At 49.9% G+C, this 15,908-nt stretch carries 12 protein-coding genes; all 12 read right to left on the bottom strand.

The genetic code is table 11. The features are described 5' to 3' along the window. Positions 1-13: 13 nt before the first annotated feature. A complete protein-coding gene (locus DW947_RS11955) occupies positions 14-805 on the bottom strand; it encodes a polysaccharide biosynthesis/export family protein (RefSeq protein WP_004293532.1) in 792 nt (263 codons plus the stop codon). Positions 806-818: 13 nt separating this feature from the next. Then, the gene (locus DW947_RS11950; RefSeq protein ID WP_004293533.1) at positions 819-1,940 is read right to left on the bottom strand and encodes an MraY family glycosyltransferase; all 1,122 of its coding nucleotides are present in this window, start codon (positions 1,938-1,940) and stop codon (positions 819-821) included. A gap of 34 nt (positions 1,941-1,974) precedes the next feature. Beyond that, complete coding sequence (locus DW947_RS11945; protein WP_004293534.1) at positions 1,975-2,370, bottom strand: hypothetical protein; 396 nt, start codon at positions 2,368-2,370, stop codon at positions 1,975-1,977. Between the two features lie 276 nt (positions 2,371-2,646). Further along, complete coding sequence (locus tag DW947_RS11940) at positions 2,647-3,195, bottom strand: UpxY family transcription antiterminator (RefSeq protein ID WP_119958533.1); 549 nt, start codon at positions 3,193-3,195, stop codon at positions 2,647-2,649. Between the two features lie 1,237 nt (positions 3,196-4,432). Then, positions 4,433-5,206 (bottom strand): hypothetical protein, encoded by a 774-nt coding sequence (locus DW947_RS11930; protein ID WP_243635088.1) that lies wholly within the window; start codon positions 5,204-5,206, stop codon positions 4,433-4,435. 96 nt (positions 5,207-5,302) lie between these two features. Then, complete coding sequence (locus tag DW947_RS11925) at positions 5,303-5,728, bottom strand: hypothetical protein (RefSeq protein WP_243635087.1); 426 nt, start codon at positions 5,726-5,728, stop codon at positions 5,303-5,305. Positions 5,729-5,748: 20 nt separating this feature from the next. Beyond that, positions 5,749-6,639, bottom strand: coding sequence for a DUF5106 domain-containing protein (locus tag DW947_RS11920; RefSeq protein WP_119958532.1), 891 nt, complete (start codon positions 6,637-6,639; stop codon positions 5,749-5,751). Between the two features lie 71 nt (positions 6,640-6,710). Next, a complete protein-coding gene (locus tag DW947_RS11915; RefSeq protein ID WP_004293539.1) occupies positions 6,711-9,899 on the bottom strand; it encodes a hypothetical protein in 3,189 nt (1,062 codons plus the stop codon). A gap of 30 nt (positions 9,900-9,929) precedes the next feature. Beyond that, entirely contained in the window at positions 9,930-12,212 is a 2,283-nt protein-coding gene (locus DW947_RS11910; RefSeq protein ID WP_004303990.1) for a fimbrial protein, read from the bottom strand. 6 nt (positions 12,213-12,218) lie between these two features. Then, complete coding sequence (locus DW947_RS11905; protein WP_004303989.1) at positions 12,219-13,772, bottom strand: fimbrial protein; 1,554 nt, start codon at positions 13,770-13,772, stop codon at positions 12,219-12,221. Between the two features lie 17 nt (positions 13,773-13,789). Continuing rightward, positions 13,790-14,695, bottom strand: coding sequence for a FimB/Mfa2 family fimbrial subunit (locus DW947_RS11900; protein ID WP_004293542.1), 906 nt, complete (start codon positions 14,693-14,695; stop codon positions 13,790-13,792). Positions 14,696-14,762: 67 nt separating this feature from the next. After that, positions 14,763-15,890 carry a hypothetical protein gene (locus tag DW947_RS11895; RefSeq protein WP_004293543.1) on the bottom strand — a complete coding sequence of 376 codons (1,128 nt, stop codon included), beginning with the start codon at positions 15,888-15,890 and terminating at the stop codon, positions 14,763-14,765. Positions 15,891-15,908 lie beyond the last annotated feature (18 nt).

The raw sequence follows: 15,908 nt of genomic DNA, 5'->3' as shown, positions 1-15,908 counted from the left end.
TCAGATTCTATATTTATTTCACGATCAACACGGTAATGGTGGTCAGCAGCGAGGCCAACGATAACCAAAAAGAGGTAGACCGCACGTTGTTCCCATTGACTGTCGATTGTCTTGCCCTGACCGAGTTAGGTTCGACATAAACAATATCGTTCTGTTGCAGGTAGTACACGGGAGAAGCATAAAGGTCATATCCCGAATTCAGATTGACCCGGTACAGGGTCTTTTTGCCGTTTTCCTCCCGCTGTACCAGCACGTTCTCCCGTTTCCCGTAGACGGTAAGGTCCCCGGCCATGCTTAAAGCGTCCAGGAGCGTCAGCCTGTCCTTGTCGATATTGAAACGTCCGGGGTTGGCGACCTCACCCAACACGGAAACGGTCAGGTTCATGAATTCCACTGTTACTACCGGATCTTTTACGAGGTTTTTCGAGATCAACTCTTCTTTTATGCACAAGGCAATCTCCTCGCGTGTCATTCCCGCCACATGGATATGCCCCAGCACGGGAAAATCGATATTTCCATCCTTGTTTATCGTGTATCCTGACATTCCTTGATTGTTGGATGCTTCTGATCTTATACCGATTTGTCGGGATATAATCGGAAGGTTGAAAAGGTCCATCAACAAAGGGTCTTTGCTGTTGACCAATATGGAAATCTTGTCTTCGGGACGTACCCTGATTTCCAATGGATTAAGAACCTGCTCTGCCATACCCGGTTTCAGGTCCGTAAAATAAGCGACTTTCGGCGCGGCACATGATCCTAGCAGGGAAGCCACGGTCAATAAGAGTAAAATGTATCTGATTTTCATATTTCATTGATTTTTATTTGTTGGTTGCCTGTCTCGACTGAAGCTGTCCGATACGTTTCGTCAGTCGGATATTGGTGAAAGTCCATATCAGGATATCGACTAGTACGATCCAGTTTACATTCAGATAAAGGGAGAGAAGAATATTAAACAGTATGAATACGGTCGATACGGATATGACGATAATCATGACACTTCGCTGCTGCATTCCGACAGCAAGTAGTTTATGGTGGATATGGTTCTTATCCGGCAAGAACGGGTTCTTTCCGTTGCGTACCCGATGCAGATAAACCCGGACCACATCACAGCAAGGAATCAGCAGCGGGGAGAATGCCAGCACCATCGGATTTATATGTACCGTATTATCATCTGTCCCACACATAGTCAACTTGAGACTGAGAAGACAGAGCATCATGCCAACGGTCAGGCTGCCTGTGTCACCCATGAAAATCTTTTTTCCGTGCTCGGCATTCCCGAAAACATTGTAATAAAAGAACGGCACTAACACCCCTAATGTGGCGAACGCCAGCATGGCATATATATACTGGTGAAACATAAGAAAAGTCAACCCATAAAGCAAACAGGCAATACTGCATAGCCCGGAAGCCAGTCCGTCAATGCCATCGATCAGGTTGATGGCATTGATGATGAAGACCACGAACAGAATGGTCAGAGGATACCCCAGCCATAATGGAACCGAATGAATGCCTAGAATGCCGTACAGGTTATCGATATATATACCACCGGCGATAAGCATCATGCCGCACAGAATCTGGATAACGAACTTGGCTCGATAACGGATACCGATCAAGTCATCGGCCATGCCAACCAGATACAGAACCATGATGGAGCAGAAGGCGAAAGCCAAGGGCCGAACATCGTTCTCGATTTCGGACAACATCTCCGAATGCCCCATAACCATATTGATCCCCAGCAACAAGGCTACGGTGAAAAACACTACCGGCTTGAATGCGATGCCGCCCAACCGGGGCACGGCACAATGATGAATCTTCCGTTCGTCGGGAAGGTCGAATAACCGCTTGCGGAAAGCGATCAACAAAATCTGGGGAATGATGATACCCGCACAGAACACACAGATCAGGAATGCAATACTGCAATTAACTATCCAAAAAATCATATTATGTCAGAATTTGTTCTTTACTTGTGCAAAGTCATGGAAGAGAAGAGAATTTCATCACCTCTTTTTTGTGCCATTCCTTGTACCGCTTCATCGAGATTCCTATCCCAACAAGTTCCCTGTACCCTGATACTTTCTTTCTGAAGATGTGATTTTTGCCGTAAGCCTGGAGTTCGTCATCCGAGATGCTGACCATTAAAACGGGAAATGGGTAAACTTTATGCCTGAGTACAGTTACATCGTGTGTCACGAACAGCTGACTCAATTGGTAGGCGGATTCTTCGAATGCGTGCCAATAGTCACCTGCTCCATACAGACGAATGAATCGTCCGGTTGTATCTTCTGTGTGAATGATGTCGAACAGGCATGTTTCGATGAGTTCCATCAATGGCATCCAGCAAGGCTCAGTTCCGGAATTGTAACCATTCATTACTTTCAAAAATGTTTCATCCGTTGTCGGGAATTAGCGTATATTCAATTTTACAAAGCCAGAAATGCAGGTTTTATCCTCATTGTAACATGCGCCGGGCTGTTCTGTACAGATGCATTTGTCAAAACAGATAACAGAAACCAGTACTCATCTTGTTCCGGAGCATAACCTTTCATATCCGCTGCTCGTCCAATAGGTCATGATCAATGCACACCGCTTTAACTCTGGACCATATACCATCCAAAATTGAGTCGACCATACTTACATATCATTATTTTATAATAGCCTGATATATTCGGGATTGACTTCCACTCCTACGGAAAAGAACTCGGGCAGCTCCACTAACAGACGTTTCGTTTTCGACCCGCGTACAGTCAGCAATTTTCCTTCATAACCGTCCAAAGGACCGCCTACAATACGAATGTGCCGTCCGCACATAGAGGGTGTCAATTCGCCAGGAAGATAATATTTCGGATTTTTCGACACACTTACAGCATGTATGAACCGCTCCATGTCCGCATCAGCGACAGTCATCGGATTTTTGTAACCACCTCCCTTCTGGAAACGATACTGTATCGTGGGATACTTTTCCACAAACGGATCAATAGCTTCCTGGGTATCATGAACAAAAAGCAAATCCCGGATAAAGGGAACTTCTTCCCGAGTCCGTTTGCCGCCATGAACACTCAACTGCTCTTTCATGGGAGTGAACACCTCGAAATGCTCGTTCAACAGTTGCTTGTATGCGGGCAACTTGGCATTGGCCCGTTTAAGGTCGCGCATCACGTACCAGCATGTCTGTTTTTCACCTTCCGAAGTAGCCATATTTTGGATTTAGGACAATTCTTCTAATCCTGCAAGATTGTAAATTATACTACATATCAAGCAGTTACAAACATTCTTTTCAAAAGCTGGAGAATAACTTCCCATGTCAGTATATCTGTTCATGTTTACACCATAAAAGATTCCGTTATCTCACACATGCACAAAATCTCTGAAGCCGTTTCCGGCTCCATCTTCTGCTACTTCTCTCCATAAGAGAAGTATTTGGGATACAAAATTATACAATTCACTGAAAATAACAATATAAAAATGATATAATTTTCAACCGAGTGCCTCATTTCAAACAGATGTTATAGGTTTTACTCAACAGTTGTTAAGTGAATCGTCTTCCAAGCAAATAAAACAAATATTGTTTACTAGCTGATTACAACCAATTTTATATTCAAATACTTCTCTTATGGAGAGAACGGAATTTTTGTCGAACAATCTCTCTATATAACTTACACTCAGACTTATTTGTAACAAAACCTTTTTTGCTTCATTATTGTTAGTCTGAACTTATCGGTCATACACTTCCCAATAATTAGACGTTTTCATACTATATATTATGTACCACTTTACAGCGCATGACGAGGATACTTGTTTTCATGCCAAATTTTTGTCACTTCATGCTAAGTAAGTCTAAACGGGTTTCAAATGGGCTACGTTCTGTAGATAAGGAGCAAGTTTTCTTTTACCCGCATTTAATTGCTTATTTCCTCTATAAACAGAGAAAAAATTTTTGTTTTCCCCAACAGATAGTAAGTAACTTAACTCTATCTGTTTATAGAGAAAGTATGGCGAAGTTGGAAGAAAGTTGGTTGACAGTAAACTGGTATATAGATTCCTTGTTTTTATAAATCAAGGTATAATGTTAGGTCCCCAATAACAGTATTTTGAGAGAGGATGTAGTATTATCTGTATTTATCGCAACCGGATATTAAAAAATGTTCATAATGCTTGGGTGTTCCTCAAAAGTTGATAGCCGATTGAATAAGATTGTCAGCAGCGTTGAACCTAAATCGTTATCCGATATTATGCAATACTTAGGATTAAAAGACAGAAAAAAACGCGAGGAATGTCCATTAACCTTGATGATTATTGGAGAGAGTGTATTGAAAAATGACAGAATCGGATAATCCTGCAAATCATTTTGATAGTAGGTACCCGAATAGAATTTTGTCAGACTGTCTATGACAGCTTATCTTCCGCAACGGAGCGGAATACGAAAGCCGGTTATTTATTTTATTTTCCCTTTTTTCCGGACGATTTCGTTGTGCTTTTCGACCAGTTCGGGGAAATTCCTTCTGATGAACTGCCCGAACGAGCAGTCGTTGAATCCGAACCGCCTGGCCAACGACTTCAGGCTTTCGGTTGTCGTGCCGTACAGGTGCATGGCCTCGCTGTATTTCTCCATGCTGCGGCGGGACACCGCGCCGCCCGTATCCGTCCTGACCATTCCCTGCCGGGCATACAGTTCCGGCTCGTGTTCCTTCAGGTAGCTGCGGAACGCTTCGGGTTGCAGCCCGAACTCGGCAGCCACCTGTGCCGTCGGCAGCCCGCTTTCTTTCAGCCGGCGGATGGCTTCGGCATATTTGGCCTTTGTCGCGGGGTTGTATTTCCGGACTTTAGACCAGTCCACGGGCCGCCCTTCCTCGTAGGGGATATTCTTCCGCCTGCATACCAGGTCCAGATGCCACCTTTGCAGGTGCTCGTAGAATCCCTTCTTCGATACTCCCGTCTTCCCGGCTATCCGTGCGGCCGACATGGATGTCGTGGCATACAGATGCACCGCTTCGGCATACTTCTCCACTAACTCCGGAGAGGGGGCGTGCACGGTACCCCGACCGGTGATTTCCCCTTTCCGCTGCCGCCGGAGAGCCTTCTCGCGTATCCTGATGCGCCGCTTCACCAGATCCTTGTGGTAGAATAACAGGTGCTGTTCCAGTCCGGTATAGGAAAGCCCGCAGGAGTCGGCAACCTCCGGCACCGTGACATACGAGTTACCCTGCAAGAGCCTGACGGCCTCAGCATACTATTCCTTGCAGGAGCGGCGCGTGCCGCGCGGCAGCCCGTCACCGATGCCCAGCCAATCGCGCACCTTCTCGCGTCATTCGATTATCTTGGGGTAGTGCGTACGCGGCTGCCTGCCCAGATTCGTGCCTTCCAACCCGAATTTACGTGCAATCTGCGAGACGTTGCACCCGATATGCTCCATGCTCCCGCACGCCTCGATGGTATCCTTGTATTTGACACGGGTAGCGGGCAACTGTCCCCGGAGCTGTCCCAACTTAATCTGCCCGGCCTCTTCTTTGCTGCACAGTATAGCGTAACGGGCCAGCACGAGTTCACGGTGGTACTTGGTCAGGTAACACCGGAAACCCGATTCTGTCACTTCGCAGATACGGCATATCTCACAGCCGGAAAGCTCCGTGGAAGCGTACATCTCGATCGCTCGGCGGTATTTCTCCTCCGTCTCCGGCCTGATGCCCCTGAAACGGTTGCTCTCCTTACTGTCTTTTCCGGATGTCTTCATAGGCTTTCATGAGGCATCTTTCAGGACAACCGTTCTTCCACCTGCTCGAACGAAGCGTCCTTGAGTATCACCCGTTTTTCCGCATCGAGCAGGTAAAGGGTGGGCATCGCCTTGAGGTCGTACACCTGTTCGCGGGTAAGCCGCTGATCGGCATCATAACCATCTATCCAACCGGCGGGAAATTCCGCCTTTTCCCACGCGGGGGTCTTGCCCTCCACACACACGGAGAGGAGTTTCAGACGGCCGGACTCCAACAGGTCGTTCACAACCGGGGACAGGGTGAGCAATTCCTTCACCCGGTGGCAGTCCTCGCAATCGGGGTCGTTGAAATAGACGAGCACGTAACCGGCCTTTATGTCGGAAAGCCTTCTGCTTCTGCCGTCGCGGCAAACAACGGTGAAATCAGTTGCCACATCTCCCGGGCGGTTTTTCAACGCCATTTCCAACAGGTGGCGGGGACGTATCCTGTCCGTCTCTTCCAGTCCGGGATGGTTGACCAAGGCACGCAGAAAGAGGATATGCAGTTCCTCGTCGTGCATGGGAGAATTGGGTTCGTACAGGTACTTGTCGCCCAGCGAGATGAAATGATAGAGCATTTCCCTGTCGGCCAGGGCGCGGCGGAAAAGGGTATCGACCGCTTCCTGCGCCTTGGGAGTATGGGGCAGTATGCTGATGAAATCCACAAACACCTGCTCGGTGATTTCGGGGCGGGATATGAGTGACGTATCGGCAAAATCGAAGTGGTCCCAGTAATGCAGGGACAAGTACGCCGCCCTGTCTTCAGGCGCCGTCAGCGTGACAGGCACGTCGGGCAGACGGAATTCCTTGGTTTTCTGCTGTTGGGCATGTGAACAGGAAACGAGACTCATGCCCAAAAGACAGGCGAAAAAAGTATGATTCAGCATCTTCATATCTTATGTTGTTAAAAAGGCGCCGGATGTGGAAACGTCCGGTGCCGTTGCATATACCGGTTCGGAAAATCTCATTCGCCGGCAGACGGTTCAAGTACGATGTGCGGACTGGCAAACAGGCTGGACAGGCTCGGGTATGTCGCATGATAAACCATGCCTCCGTCACCTGTGTAATGCAGTTCCACCTCGTCCGTGTACCAGTTAAACTCATATTCCTTGCGAAGCCGAAGTTCGTACTGGCCGTCGGCTGTTACGCTTACCGACCCGATACGGCTTCCGTTGCGGGTACGCTCGAAGGATACGAAAGCATCCTTCGGTATGTTTTGCACCACGCCGGCGGTATTTTTATATTGAAGCGTCCCGGCAATCGATTGGTTCGACACACGGAAAGTCTTGGAATAATACACTACCCGGCTTTCATCGGACGAAATCACGATGTCCCCGGCACTTACGACGCTATTCACAAGGAACGGCAGGGTCTTGCGTTCCCCACGCTGACTGGAGGCAATATTGTCCGTGTTAGCAATATCATCCGTACCATATCGCCGTTCCGTCTCCCGCTTGGCATCCACGGTATAGACAAAACGCCCGGGAATCGTGGGATGCGCTTTCAGTTTGGTTCCGTCCAGTCTGTTTTCCGCAAGACGGCCGGCATCGATTTTCAGCATAGGCGCGTCGATATAGATTTCGAACGCTTGGCCGAAAGGATCCACCGACTTGTTGTCAAAACCGGCAAAGCTCGTCACATCGATGCCGATATCCACCCGCTGGTCGGGTTGATATGTCCATTCCAACGGGGTGACTTTTTCCGGTATGTCTGCCGGTATGGCACCGGATGCTACCGTGCGGTCAGGCTCGTCGGCCTCTCCCTGCCAGTCGTTGTTGCCGTACTTCACGCGGGCTCCGAACCGGAACGGGGTGTAGTTGGCCAGCTCGAAAGTCGTACTGCGGTATGATCGGCCGCCATATATACCGGGATTATCCTCGTTTGCATCTTCCGGCAATACCGGTCCGAGCCGGTTGTCGTTGGAGGCGATGTGGATCACCTCGGCGCTCCGGGCACGGTTGGTCTTCATGTAGATGGAATATCTTCCGGTACCTTGCGACGGGCTGCTCAAAACTTCAGTTCTCGGTTTGAACATCAGCATACGGCCGCCTTGGGGATTGTTGGTCTGCCACCAATTGTTCGATTCATCGGGATAGAATTTGCAATCGAATGCAGTCACTCCGGCATCGGGTTCCTCACCGTCCTCGTAATAATCCAGGTATTGCGAGTAGAGCAGGAATTCGTCTTTGCCTTGCGCATTGGCAGGATTGTCGTTCCCTGTCCCTTGATCATTGTCGGACCTCTCTGCCAGCAGCATGTCAAACTGCACGTTGGCTCCTTTTTTCTGTGGAACCAGACGATAGTATATCACTTCATCTTGTACGCCCGAGCCTACGGCATCGTATTTGTTCAGTCCCTGCACCGTGATGGATACGAGATTGGTGGAGTATTTGAACTTGCGCCGCATCGTTTCGAAATATTCGGCTTCGATATAGAGCGTGCCCTCGTAGCCGTTTTCCTGATTCAATATGTTCTCGAAATAGACACGCTGGACGCCGGGACCATCGGCCGTGTAGACAAATTTGTAATCCGGCTCTTTGCCTTGATAGACGGAAGAGATTTCACCGCTGCTGTACCAGTCATTGTCCGCCTCGCGCACCACGGGCAGTTCCATGCCCGAAGCGTTGCGGATATCCAGATCGCCAACGGAAAGGTACACATTCATCGGGAACAGCTCCTTGGGACAGCTTTCGGGTATGGTGAACATGGCCGTAACATGGGCACGGTTGTTCTTGTTGGCACCGTTCCCTAAATTACCGTATATTTCCGTCCCGACCCATGCAGGCACGAAAGACTGCTTCCTGATCGTGATGACCTTGATTTTGCGTTGCAGCCGTCCCTTCTTGACAAGCAGCGTACCTTCCAGTTTCTCGTTATTTTCCAAACGAAGCAGGTGTATCTGGATATGTCCCTGTCCGACACCGTTCACGACCTCGAATTTCGTCTCGAATGTCTGCGTCGCCACCCCGTTGTCTATCCAGGAGACCGTTGCGGCATCGGCTTCGGTGATGGCTTTGTCATTTTTTCCTTTAATGGTATAATTGAGCGTGTAGCTGCCTCCGTTTTCCGTAAAGCTCTCGTCCAGTACGACAAAAGTCTTCTCTACTGTCAGGATATAGTCCGTATCTTCCACCTCGTTCACTTCATCGGAAATGGAAATCCATACGTTGTTCGTGGCTGCCGCTTCCAACGCCTCGGCAAAGGAGGCCTGACCGAAAGATAGCGCGCCCTCGATGTGAAGCTTGTAATGGTGGTTCCGGCGCACGAGGAGCTGCTCGCCCTTGTCGTCAACCAGCAGGACACGGTAGTATTTCTCTTCGTCCTGATCCGGAAGATGTCCCCGAAGAATTACGCTGACAGGGGCATCGGCACTGTTCTCGCACTCGAAGACATACTGGTTCATGCTGGATGTCACGTCCGTAATATCGCTCATCTTGGCATCGTTCACGGGAAGCGTGACGAAGGGGTCGTCGCTGGAAGGCCACGTGAAATCAAAGCCTTTCTTCGGGTGGTGCGGGGCCACCGTTCCGAAAGCGTTGGTGTTGCAGACCGCAAAGCCCGTAATCACGATATGCCCGTTATTGTCCGGGTTGTCGACGGAGATTCTCGCGTGGTTGCGGATCAGTTTGACGGAATTGCCCGAGGTGGCCATCTGTTCGGCTATATTGCTGTCGTTTCCTGCATCGCAGGCGAAACGGCCCCAATAGATCATGCGTCCGGACGAGCCCTCCAACACTGCCATGACCTCGGACTCCGACTTGTTGCGGAAACTGTCCTCCTTGAATTCATCCATATTCTGGTTGGCCAGGAAATGGATGGTCCGGGTATTTTCGGGCACCTCAGCCTTGAATGTGCCCTCCATCTCCCCCGGGCCGGGCTTCTGCACCGTGACACCGGCCTTGACGGTAGAGATGAAAAGCCCGTAACTGTCAAAGCAGAAAAGTGTCATATCTTGCACTCCGCCACCGTCAGGGTCTACCGCACGGGTGACGACTTCCTGCATCGCAGGAATTTCCGTCTTGAAATTCAGCATGATGTAGCCGTCGCGTGCCTCGGTCTGCGGATTCTGCCACAACTCGCTTTCGCTGCACGAAGCGAGCAGGGCCGATACCGCAAGCAGGGCGACAAGCTTGTCTATTATTTCCTTTATCATATTTCGTTTCTTTTTGACAGGTTTCTACGTTTATTCCTTTTTACCGTAGGCATCGCGTACACAGGCCACTCCGGTACCGCTAACGGTGTATTTCTCATTATAAAATCTTCCGCTTGCGCTGTAATAGTACTGTCCGTTCAAGCGGTAGTCTATGGCGTCTGCATCCTGGTCTTTCGAGCCCTGGAATTTAAAAATGATTTTAAGTTCGGCTTCTGTGGGCAGGCGCCAGTCATCCAAGGTAACCGTCCTATCGGTTTTCGGGTCTTTATACGTTTCTACATAATGCGCGCAGTGCTCGCGTGCAACGCGGACACTGTTGTCACTCCCGTCCAGCTTCAGGTTTCCTCCTCCAACTTGGAATTCGCCTACACAGGAACCTATCATGAATGACGGCGAGACCAATTGGGCATTGTCCTGTCCCGGATCCGTAACCATAAGTTCCGGATGGTATGTATCCTGGACCATACGTGGACGGCCAAGAGTATATTCACTGGATGTCCCTGTCAATACAATGGTGTACATTCTGCCGTTAATTTCGCTATAGCGGGATTCCCGAAGTCTGTTTGAGTTTGATGTGTAATAGTATTCATATAAATCAGACTGTCCGCTTCCATCATTCCTCAATTTTGCTACTTTTGAAACGAAGAATCCGTCCGGAGGACCTCCAAATAAACCATCTGTCCCCGTTAGGTATCTATATTCTCCGTTCCAACTGGAGATATTTCTGGTGGCAAGGGCGATTCCGGTAATTTTATCACCTACATATTCATAGGTAGTCGGGTTAGGATCTGAATTCTTGAAATCATCGCGGTACGAGTACCACCCCTGGATATTCGTGATATATTCCAACGGATACTGCTCAATGGTTACGGTACGTTCGTTGCCGTCCTCATTTGTTACCCGGACTTCGATATAACGTATCGTATTGTTCCTGGGGAGGTCGCTGTGTACATCCAGCTTGCCGTTGAGCCCCTTGTCGGGAGTAATGAGGATGTTGCCATGGCTGCGCCATCTGTATCCGGTACTCACTCCCCATTCGTTATCGTTTGGATTATCGGGGTATCTTTTCTCCAAGTTCTGTTCCCTTCCGAACTTGTCTATATAGTAAACCCGGGTAATCTGTGCCGTCACTTCCGACGAGGAGGTGAAGATCAGGCTGGTGCGGTCGTCCTCCTTGTTGTGCATTTCCAGGTCGTACCGGTTGAGCACAAGGAAAGTCGGGCGGTCCCCGCCTCCGACATTTACCGTCTCGTCTATCCAATTCTCCACGGTATATTTCAAATCCGTCAACTGCACCGGTGTGGAGGGATTTTCCGCTCCGGGGGCATTGACCGTTGCCGTTACCCTGTAGCAGGTGTTGCGGTTCAGGGCCTTGCCGTTACAGACAGGAATCTGGTAGTAGTTATCGGGACGCAGTTGCGGGTCGGTATCCTTCTGGTAAGTCAGGGGGATGTTCATCACCAGGCGCACTTCCTGCTCCATGGAACTTCCATTGTCCCAGGCATGGGCATACATGTAAGCCGTTACGGTAATTTTGTTCGCCGTCCACTCAAGATAGCCGCCGGAGGTCTGGGCGGTATTCCTCAGCTTTGCCGCACCGTCCGCACCCGCCACTACCGATGTGGTATAGGGCATATTGCGCAGGTAGTAACCTATGCCTTTGGAATCAAAAGTCACGTCTTGGCCTTTGTTGATGGTCACCACGACTTTTGCCGCTGCCCTGCGCAGCGTGACCGCCAGCCGCGTGTCATTCCCTTGCGAGCCGTCGTAGAGGACGACCGGAGCAGCAACCGCCGGTTCATCGTTCCCTTCGGGATAGGCTATGCCGTCCATGAGGAATGTTCCCGGGACACCTTCAATGTCTTTCCCTGTCAGGTGAATGTTCTCGTCCTCCTGCGTCATCGCCTTCAAGGCGTTCAGGTTCGCGAGGTTTTCAAAATCCTTTTCCGGGTGGGTGCTGTTGGCGATCAGATACACCCAATACCTCTCATTTTCCGTAAAAGACGACCGTTTTACGGGCAGTGTAATCCGTCCCGTTTCATTGGCTGACGCGTTCACCCGGTCGCTCCACACCTTCGTTTTCTCGTCGGTATCGTTGAAAATCAGCACGTCGATATGGCTCACTGCGACCTCCGCCCCTTCGGCCGGTACGGTAGCACGACTCACCGGCAACGCTCCCGACGAGATGTCGAGGATAATGCTGTTGCCGTTACCTCCTGTCTGCCCGCCGGGGAGATCGTCATCTTTGCTGCAAGCGGCAAGAAGCCATGCCGCCGCACAACAAATCATCATATTGTATATAATCCGTCTCATCGCTTGTTAGTTTGTAGGTATGTCAACCTGTTTGATTACAATCTTCTCGGTGCTCTCGCTTCCTGTCCAGTTCGTGGCTCCGCTCTGCATGTTGATCAGCAGGAGCGAGCTTCCCGAAGGATCCCACTTCGGGGTATAGGCGATGCCCAACGAGAACTGCTTGTCCACGTTCTCGCCTTTCAGTGCCCTTACCCGGATTTCGTACGCTGTATCGGAAGCCACATAAGGCGGTGTCACGAGTGTGTTGACACCATCCACGTTTTGATATACCGTCAGTTCATAGTCTGCGGCTGTGGCATCAAACAGCGTGGGCTGCCATTCCTGTCTCACAGGACCTGTGATGGTGAACCTAAAAGAGTAGGTTCCCGCTGTCGATGATGCGCCGCCATTGTAGTAAACCGTCGGCTGCGCGTAGGGGGCGGTCCCTCCACCGAAAGGTTGCAGCAGTTCATAGGAAGGGTAATCGAACTCCAACTGATAATCTCCACCGTCCTCCCAGTCGGCCACATCGTATGCGACAGTTATCTTGCCGCTGTTGTGCATCAGGCAGCATACCGCATAATACTTGTTCCTTTCAATGCGTGGCATATAGACCAGACCTTCGCGCGGCTCGCTGTCGAACGTGTAGCCGATTTTGAGGATGTTTCCATGCTCATCACCCGGTGTGTTCCACGAATCGCTGCCCCAAGGGTTCTCGAAAGGATAAAAAGGAGCCCCCAGTACAGGCGTGTAGTTTTCGGGGTTCTGCCTCTCTTCGGGCGTGATATTCGTGGCCAGCGTCTTCGTTACCGGTGCTGAAGAGGGGACGAGTGAAAACTCGCCGGTACCAGTGGCGCCTGCCAGTTTCAGCGTTTCGTCGGTCTGTGGCATCAGGTAATTATACGCACGCGTTCCGGCTTCCAGCAAGGTCAGGTCCGTTACACACAGCTCTCCTGCCTCACCTGCTTCTTTGGCCGCGAACACGCCCAACTTGCCTATGGGACGCTTCAGTTGGAACGTCAAGACATCTTCCAGCGGTGTATGCCCCGAATGGCCGGGGTCGATCGGCTGACGGTTAGAAAGTTTCGAGAAGTCGATTGTTTTGGATTCCTTGCCGAACATTGGAAGTCCGTAGGCTTGGACATCTCGTGTCAGCGTGGTAAACGTGAAATCATTTAGTTCCGCTTCCGTAGTATTTTCCGTAAAGGTTTTCTCGGCACCTGGGGTACTCATGGCCTTCTCGTTCGCGATGATGTAGAAGTCTACCGTTTCGGTAGTCAGGGAAGTCATCGTCAGATCCATCCAGAATGTAGCCGGAGTCTCCATGTCTCCGCTCCGGAACTCGTGGCCCGCCAGTTGTCCTTTTACAAAGGCATAGACACGAAGCGAGTGAATGGCCGATTCTTCGCCGGTCGGTGTGCCGTCGGTTTCGCCGACAGCGCATGTCCCTACGTTGAGCCGCACTGCCACATCGTGCCGTTCCCCGAGCGATGCGGCATCTTCCTTGACGCACCCGCACGGCAACAGGCCACAGCACACTGCTGTAACTGCCCAGTATAATATTTTTCTTGTATTCAGCATATTCTTTTCGGTTCGGTCTAAAACTCAGGTTTCACTTGTTCGATGTACCATTCGGGTACGCTTACCGTGATTTCTCCCGACTTGAACTCGATGCGTATCGGGATGAGCACTTCATGTTTGGAACAGTCTATAATAGGATTGTCGGCAAGGAACCTGGCGAGGTTGACTTCGGCCAGCGGTTCCCCGTTCGGGGCGGCGCTCAGGCGGATGTTCACGTTCTCGTGGTTCTTGTGACGCATTATGTTGGTACGGGCCGTGAGCAACGCTTTTCCGGCTTCGTATTCGGTTTCAAGCAAATAGTCGGTTGCCTCCCCACAGGCCCGATTCTCAAAATCGGTACAGGGCGAGACTCCGCATATCTCAAGCACAGGCAGCGAGCCTGCGCGGGTTCCCGGGGCGGGAACTCCGGCCACTTCCACCGACAGATCGTAGTGAGAGCTGGCGAACTCTATGGTTTTGGTCTGGTTTGCCTCTTCATCACCGCTGTAAGGCAGTACGGTATAAGAGGTCGTAGCATAGTAAAGTGAATCGTTGCCGGCAACCTGTTTCTCGTCGAAATAATCCCCGGCGGCAAAGAGCATCCGGCCGAAATCGCCCGTGGCGATGCCATCGACCTTCGTGTGGTGGGTGTTCCCCAGGCAGACAATCCGGTAGTCTCCGGCAGCGAGCGGGGGAAGCGTAGCCGTGCGGTCCTTGACCTGTTCCTCTGGTAAGATACTCGAATTGACGCATCGATTTTCTGCATCGAATACGAACATCTCCACCCGGCAGATCTTGTCGGGGAATATCTCCGTGGTGCCGTCGCCCTTGTAGCTGAGCAACAGCGTGTTCGTGCTCAGACAGTCGTCCAGATCCTCACGGATGCAGGATGTGGCGGCTCCGGCGAGCAACGTCAGGCAGAAAACAATATTCGTCAATTTCATATATATGTGATTGAAGTGTTAAAGGATAGACAGGGCGGAACTTTCGCCCTGCCTGTCGGGTTATCAATTAAAATTCAGGTGTGACAGGAACTACATCCCAGCTCATGACGTCAACAGTTACCTCCACACATTTTTGAGGATTATCCAAATCCTCATCGCTAAATGCAAAGTTCATGACGTAAATCTTGGCGAAATCTGCTGTAACAGCAGGAGTGAATGTACTGGTAGCCAAGTAAAGAGGAACCTTAGTTCCTTCATTTGTTGTACCAATCAATTTTACAAGAACTTGAGGATGGTTAGTATTTCCAATATTATTATCTTTAGGAAAGAAGTGGTATGCAGGACGGACATTGCCTTTCTCGTAGGAATGCTTATACTGTGTATTTTCATCCAATGTAACCAAAGGCAAGGTGGTTGCAGGACTCTCTGTTGAGGTAAATTCATCGTTATACCACGCATCAGCAGCTGTCTCGAAAAGGCCGAATATAGAACCGGGGTTAATATCGGAGTTCTGTATGTCACTGGCTGTTCCTCCCTGACGGTCTGCTTTCCCGAAATAGTTGTTCAACATGACCTGCTGAACTTCAATACTCTTGTACTTACGCTGACCTTGAGTAGGAGCTGTATACTCAAATTTACCGATTTCAATTCTGGATACACGCGGTTCAAGCACTACCTTCGCTTTGTAAAGCGGGTGTCCTGCCTCGTCTTGACCGGACACAGAAGTCAACTCGACTTCTTTATAAAGGTCTAGATCAGTCGGATTTTGCTGTTCGGCGATTATCAGGTCTTTTTTCAAATCTACATAAGTAGATGCATTTATTTGACTACCGTTGTTACCTACAACGATTACCTTGTTCACCTCAGCAGGTAAAAAATGGAATACCTTATCTGCGCGGTCGTCAAAATTACTTTTATTGCTGAAGTAGTGGGTTGCCTCAGTTCCTTCGATTGTTTTTCCTTTATACAGGGTAGTTCCGTCTGTAAAGAATACCTGTAAATCTGTCAAAGAAACCTTTGAGTTGTCTTCTACCTCTTGACCGGCGCCTCTGGTTACTGGAATCACATTAGACAGGTCAATGCTTACACTCTTTGGGGTGTTGTCCAACTGTCCCATTTCATCGTCTTTGTTGTCACATGCAACAAACGTCATTGAAGCAGCTAAAGCTGTCAATAAAAAACTCTTGACTTTCATCTTTTTGTTATTTAAAAA

This window comes from Bacteroides sp. AM44-19 (assembly GCF_003603395.1).
GTDB lineage: Bacteria > Bacteroidota > Bacteroidia > Bacteroidales > Bacteroidaceae > Bacteroides > Bacteroides uniformis.
This window is presented reverse-complemented; position numbering and strand designations above follow the sequence as displayed.

Coding starts and splice junctions, on each gene's coding strand:
- DW947_RS11920 (WP_119958532.1), bottom strand. CDS start 6,639: ATGAAGATGCTGAATCATACTTTTTTCGCCTGTCTTTTGGGCATGAGT.
- DW947_RS11915 (WP_004293539.1), bottom strand. CDS start 9,899: ATGATAAAGGAAATAATAGACAAGCTTGTCGCCCTGCTTGCGGTATCG.
- DW947_RS11910 (WP_004303990.1), bottom strand. CDS start 12,212: ATGAGACGGATTATATACAATATGATGATTTGTTGTGCGGCGGCATGG.
- DW947_RS11955 (WP_004293532.1), bottom strand. CDS start 805: ATGAAAATCAGATACATTTTACTCTTATTGACCGTGGCTTCCCTGCTA.
- DW947_RS11940 (WP_119958533.1), bottom strand. CDS start 3,195: ATGGCTACTTCGGAAGGTGAAAAACAGACATGCTGGTACGTGATGCGC.
- DW947_RS11945 (WP_004293534.1), bottom strand. CDS start 2,370: ATGAATGGTTACAATTCCGGAACTGAGCCTTGCTGGATGCCATTGATG.
- DW947_RS11950 (WP_004293533.1), bottom strand. CDS start 1,940: ATGATTTTTTGGATAGTTAATTGCAGTATTGCATTCCTGATCTGTGTG.
- DW947_RS11905 (WP_004303989.1), bottom strand. CDS start 13,772: ATGCTGAATACAAGAAAAATATTATACTGGGCAGTTACAGCAGTGTGC.
- DW947_RS11895 (WP_004293543.1), bottom strand. CDS start 15,890: ATGAAAGTCAAGAGTTTTTTATTGACAGCTTTAGCTGCTTCAATGACG.
- DW947_RS11925 (WP_243635087.1), bottom strand. CDS start 5,728: ATGAAGACATCCGGAAAAGACAGTAAGGAGAGCAACCGTTTCAGGGGC.
- DW947_RS11900 (WP_004293542.1), bottom strand. CDS start 14,695: ATGAAATTGACGAATATTGTTTTCTGCCTGACGTTGCTCGCCGGAGCC.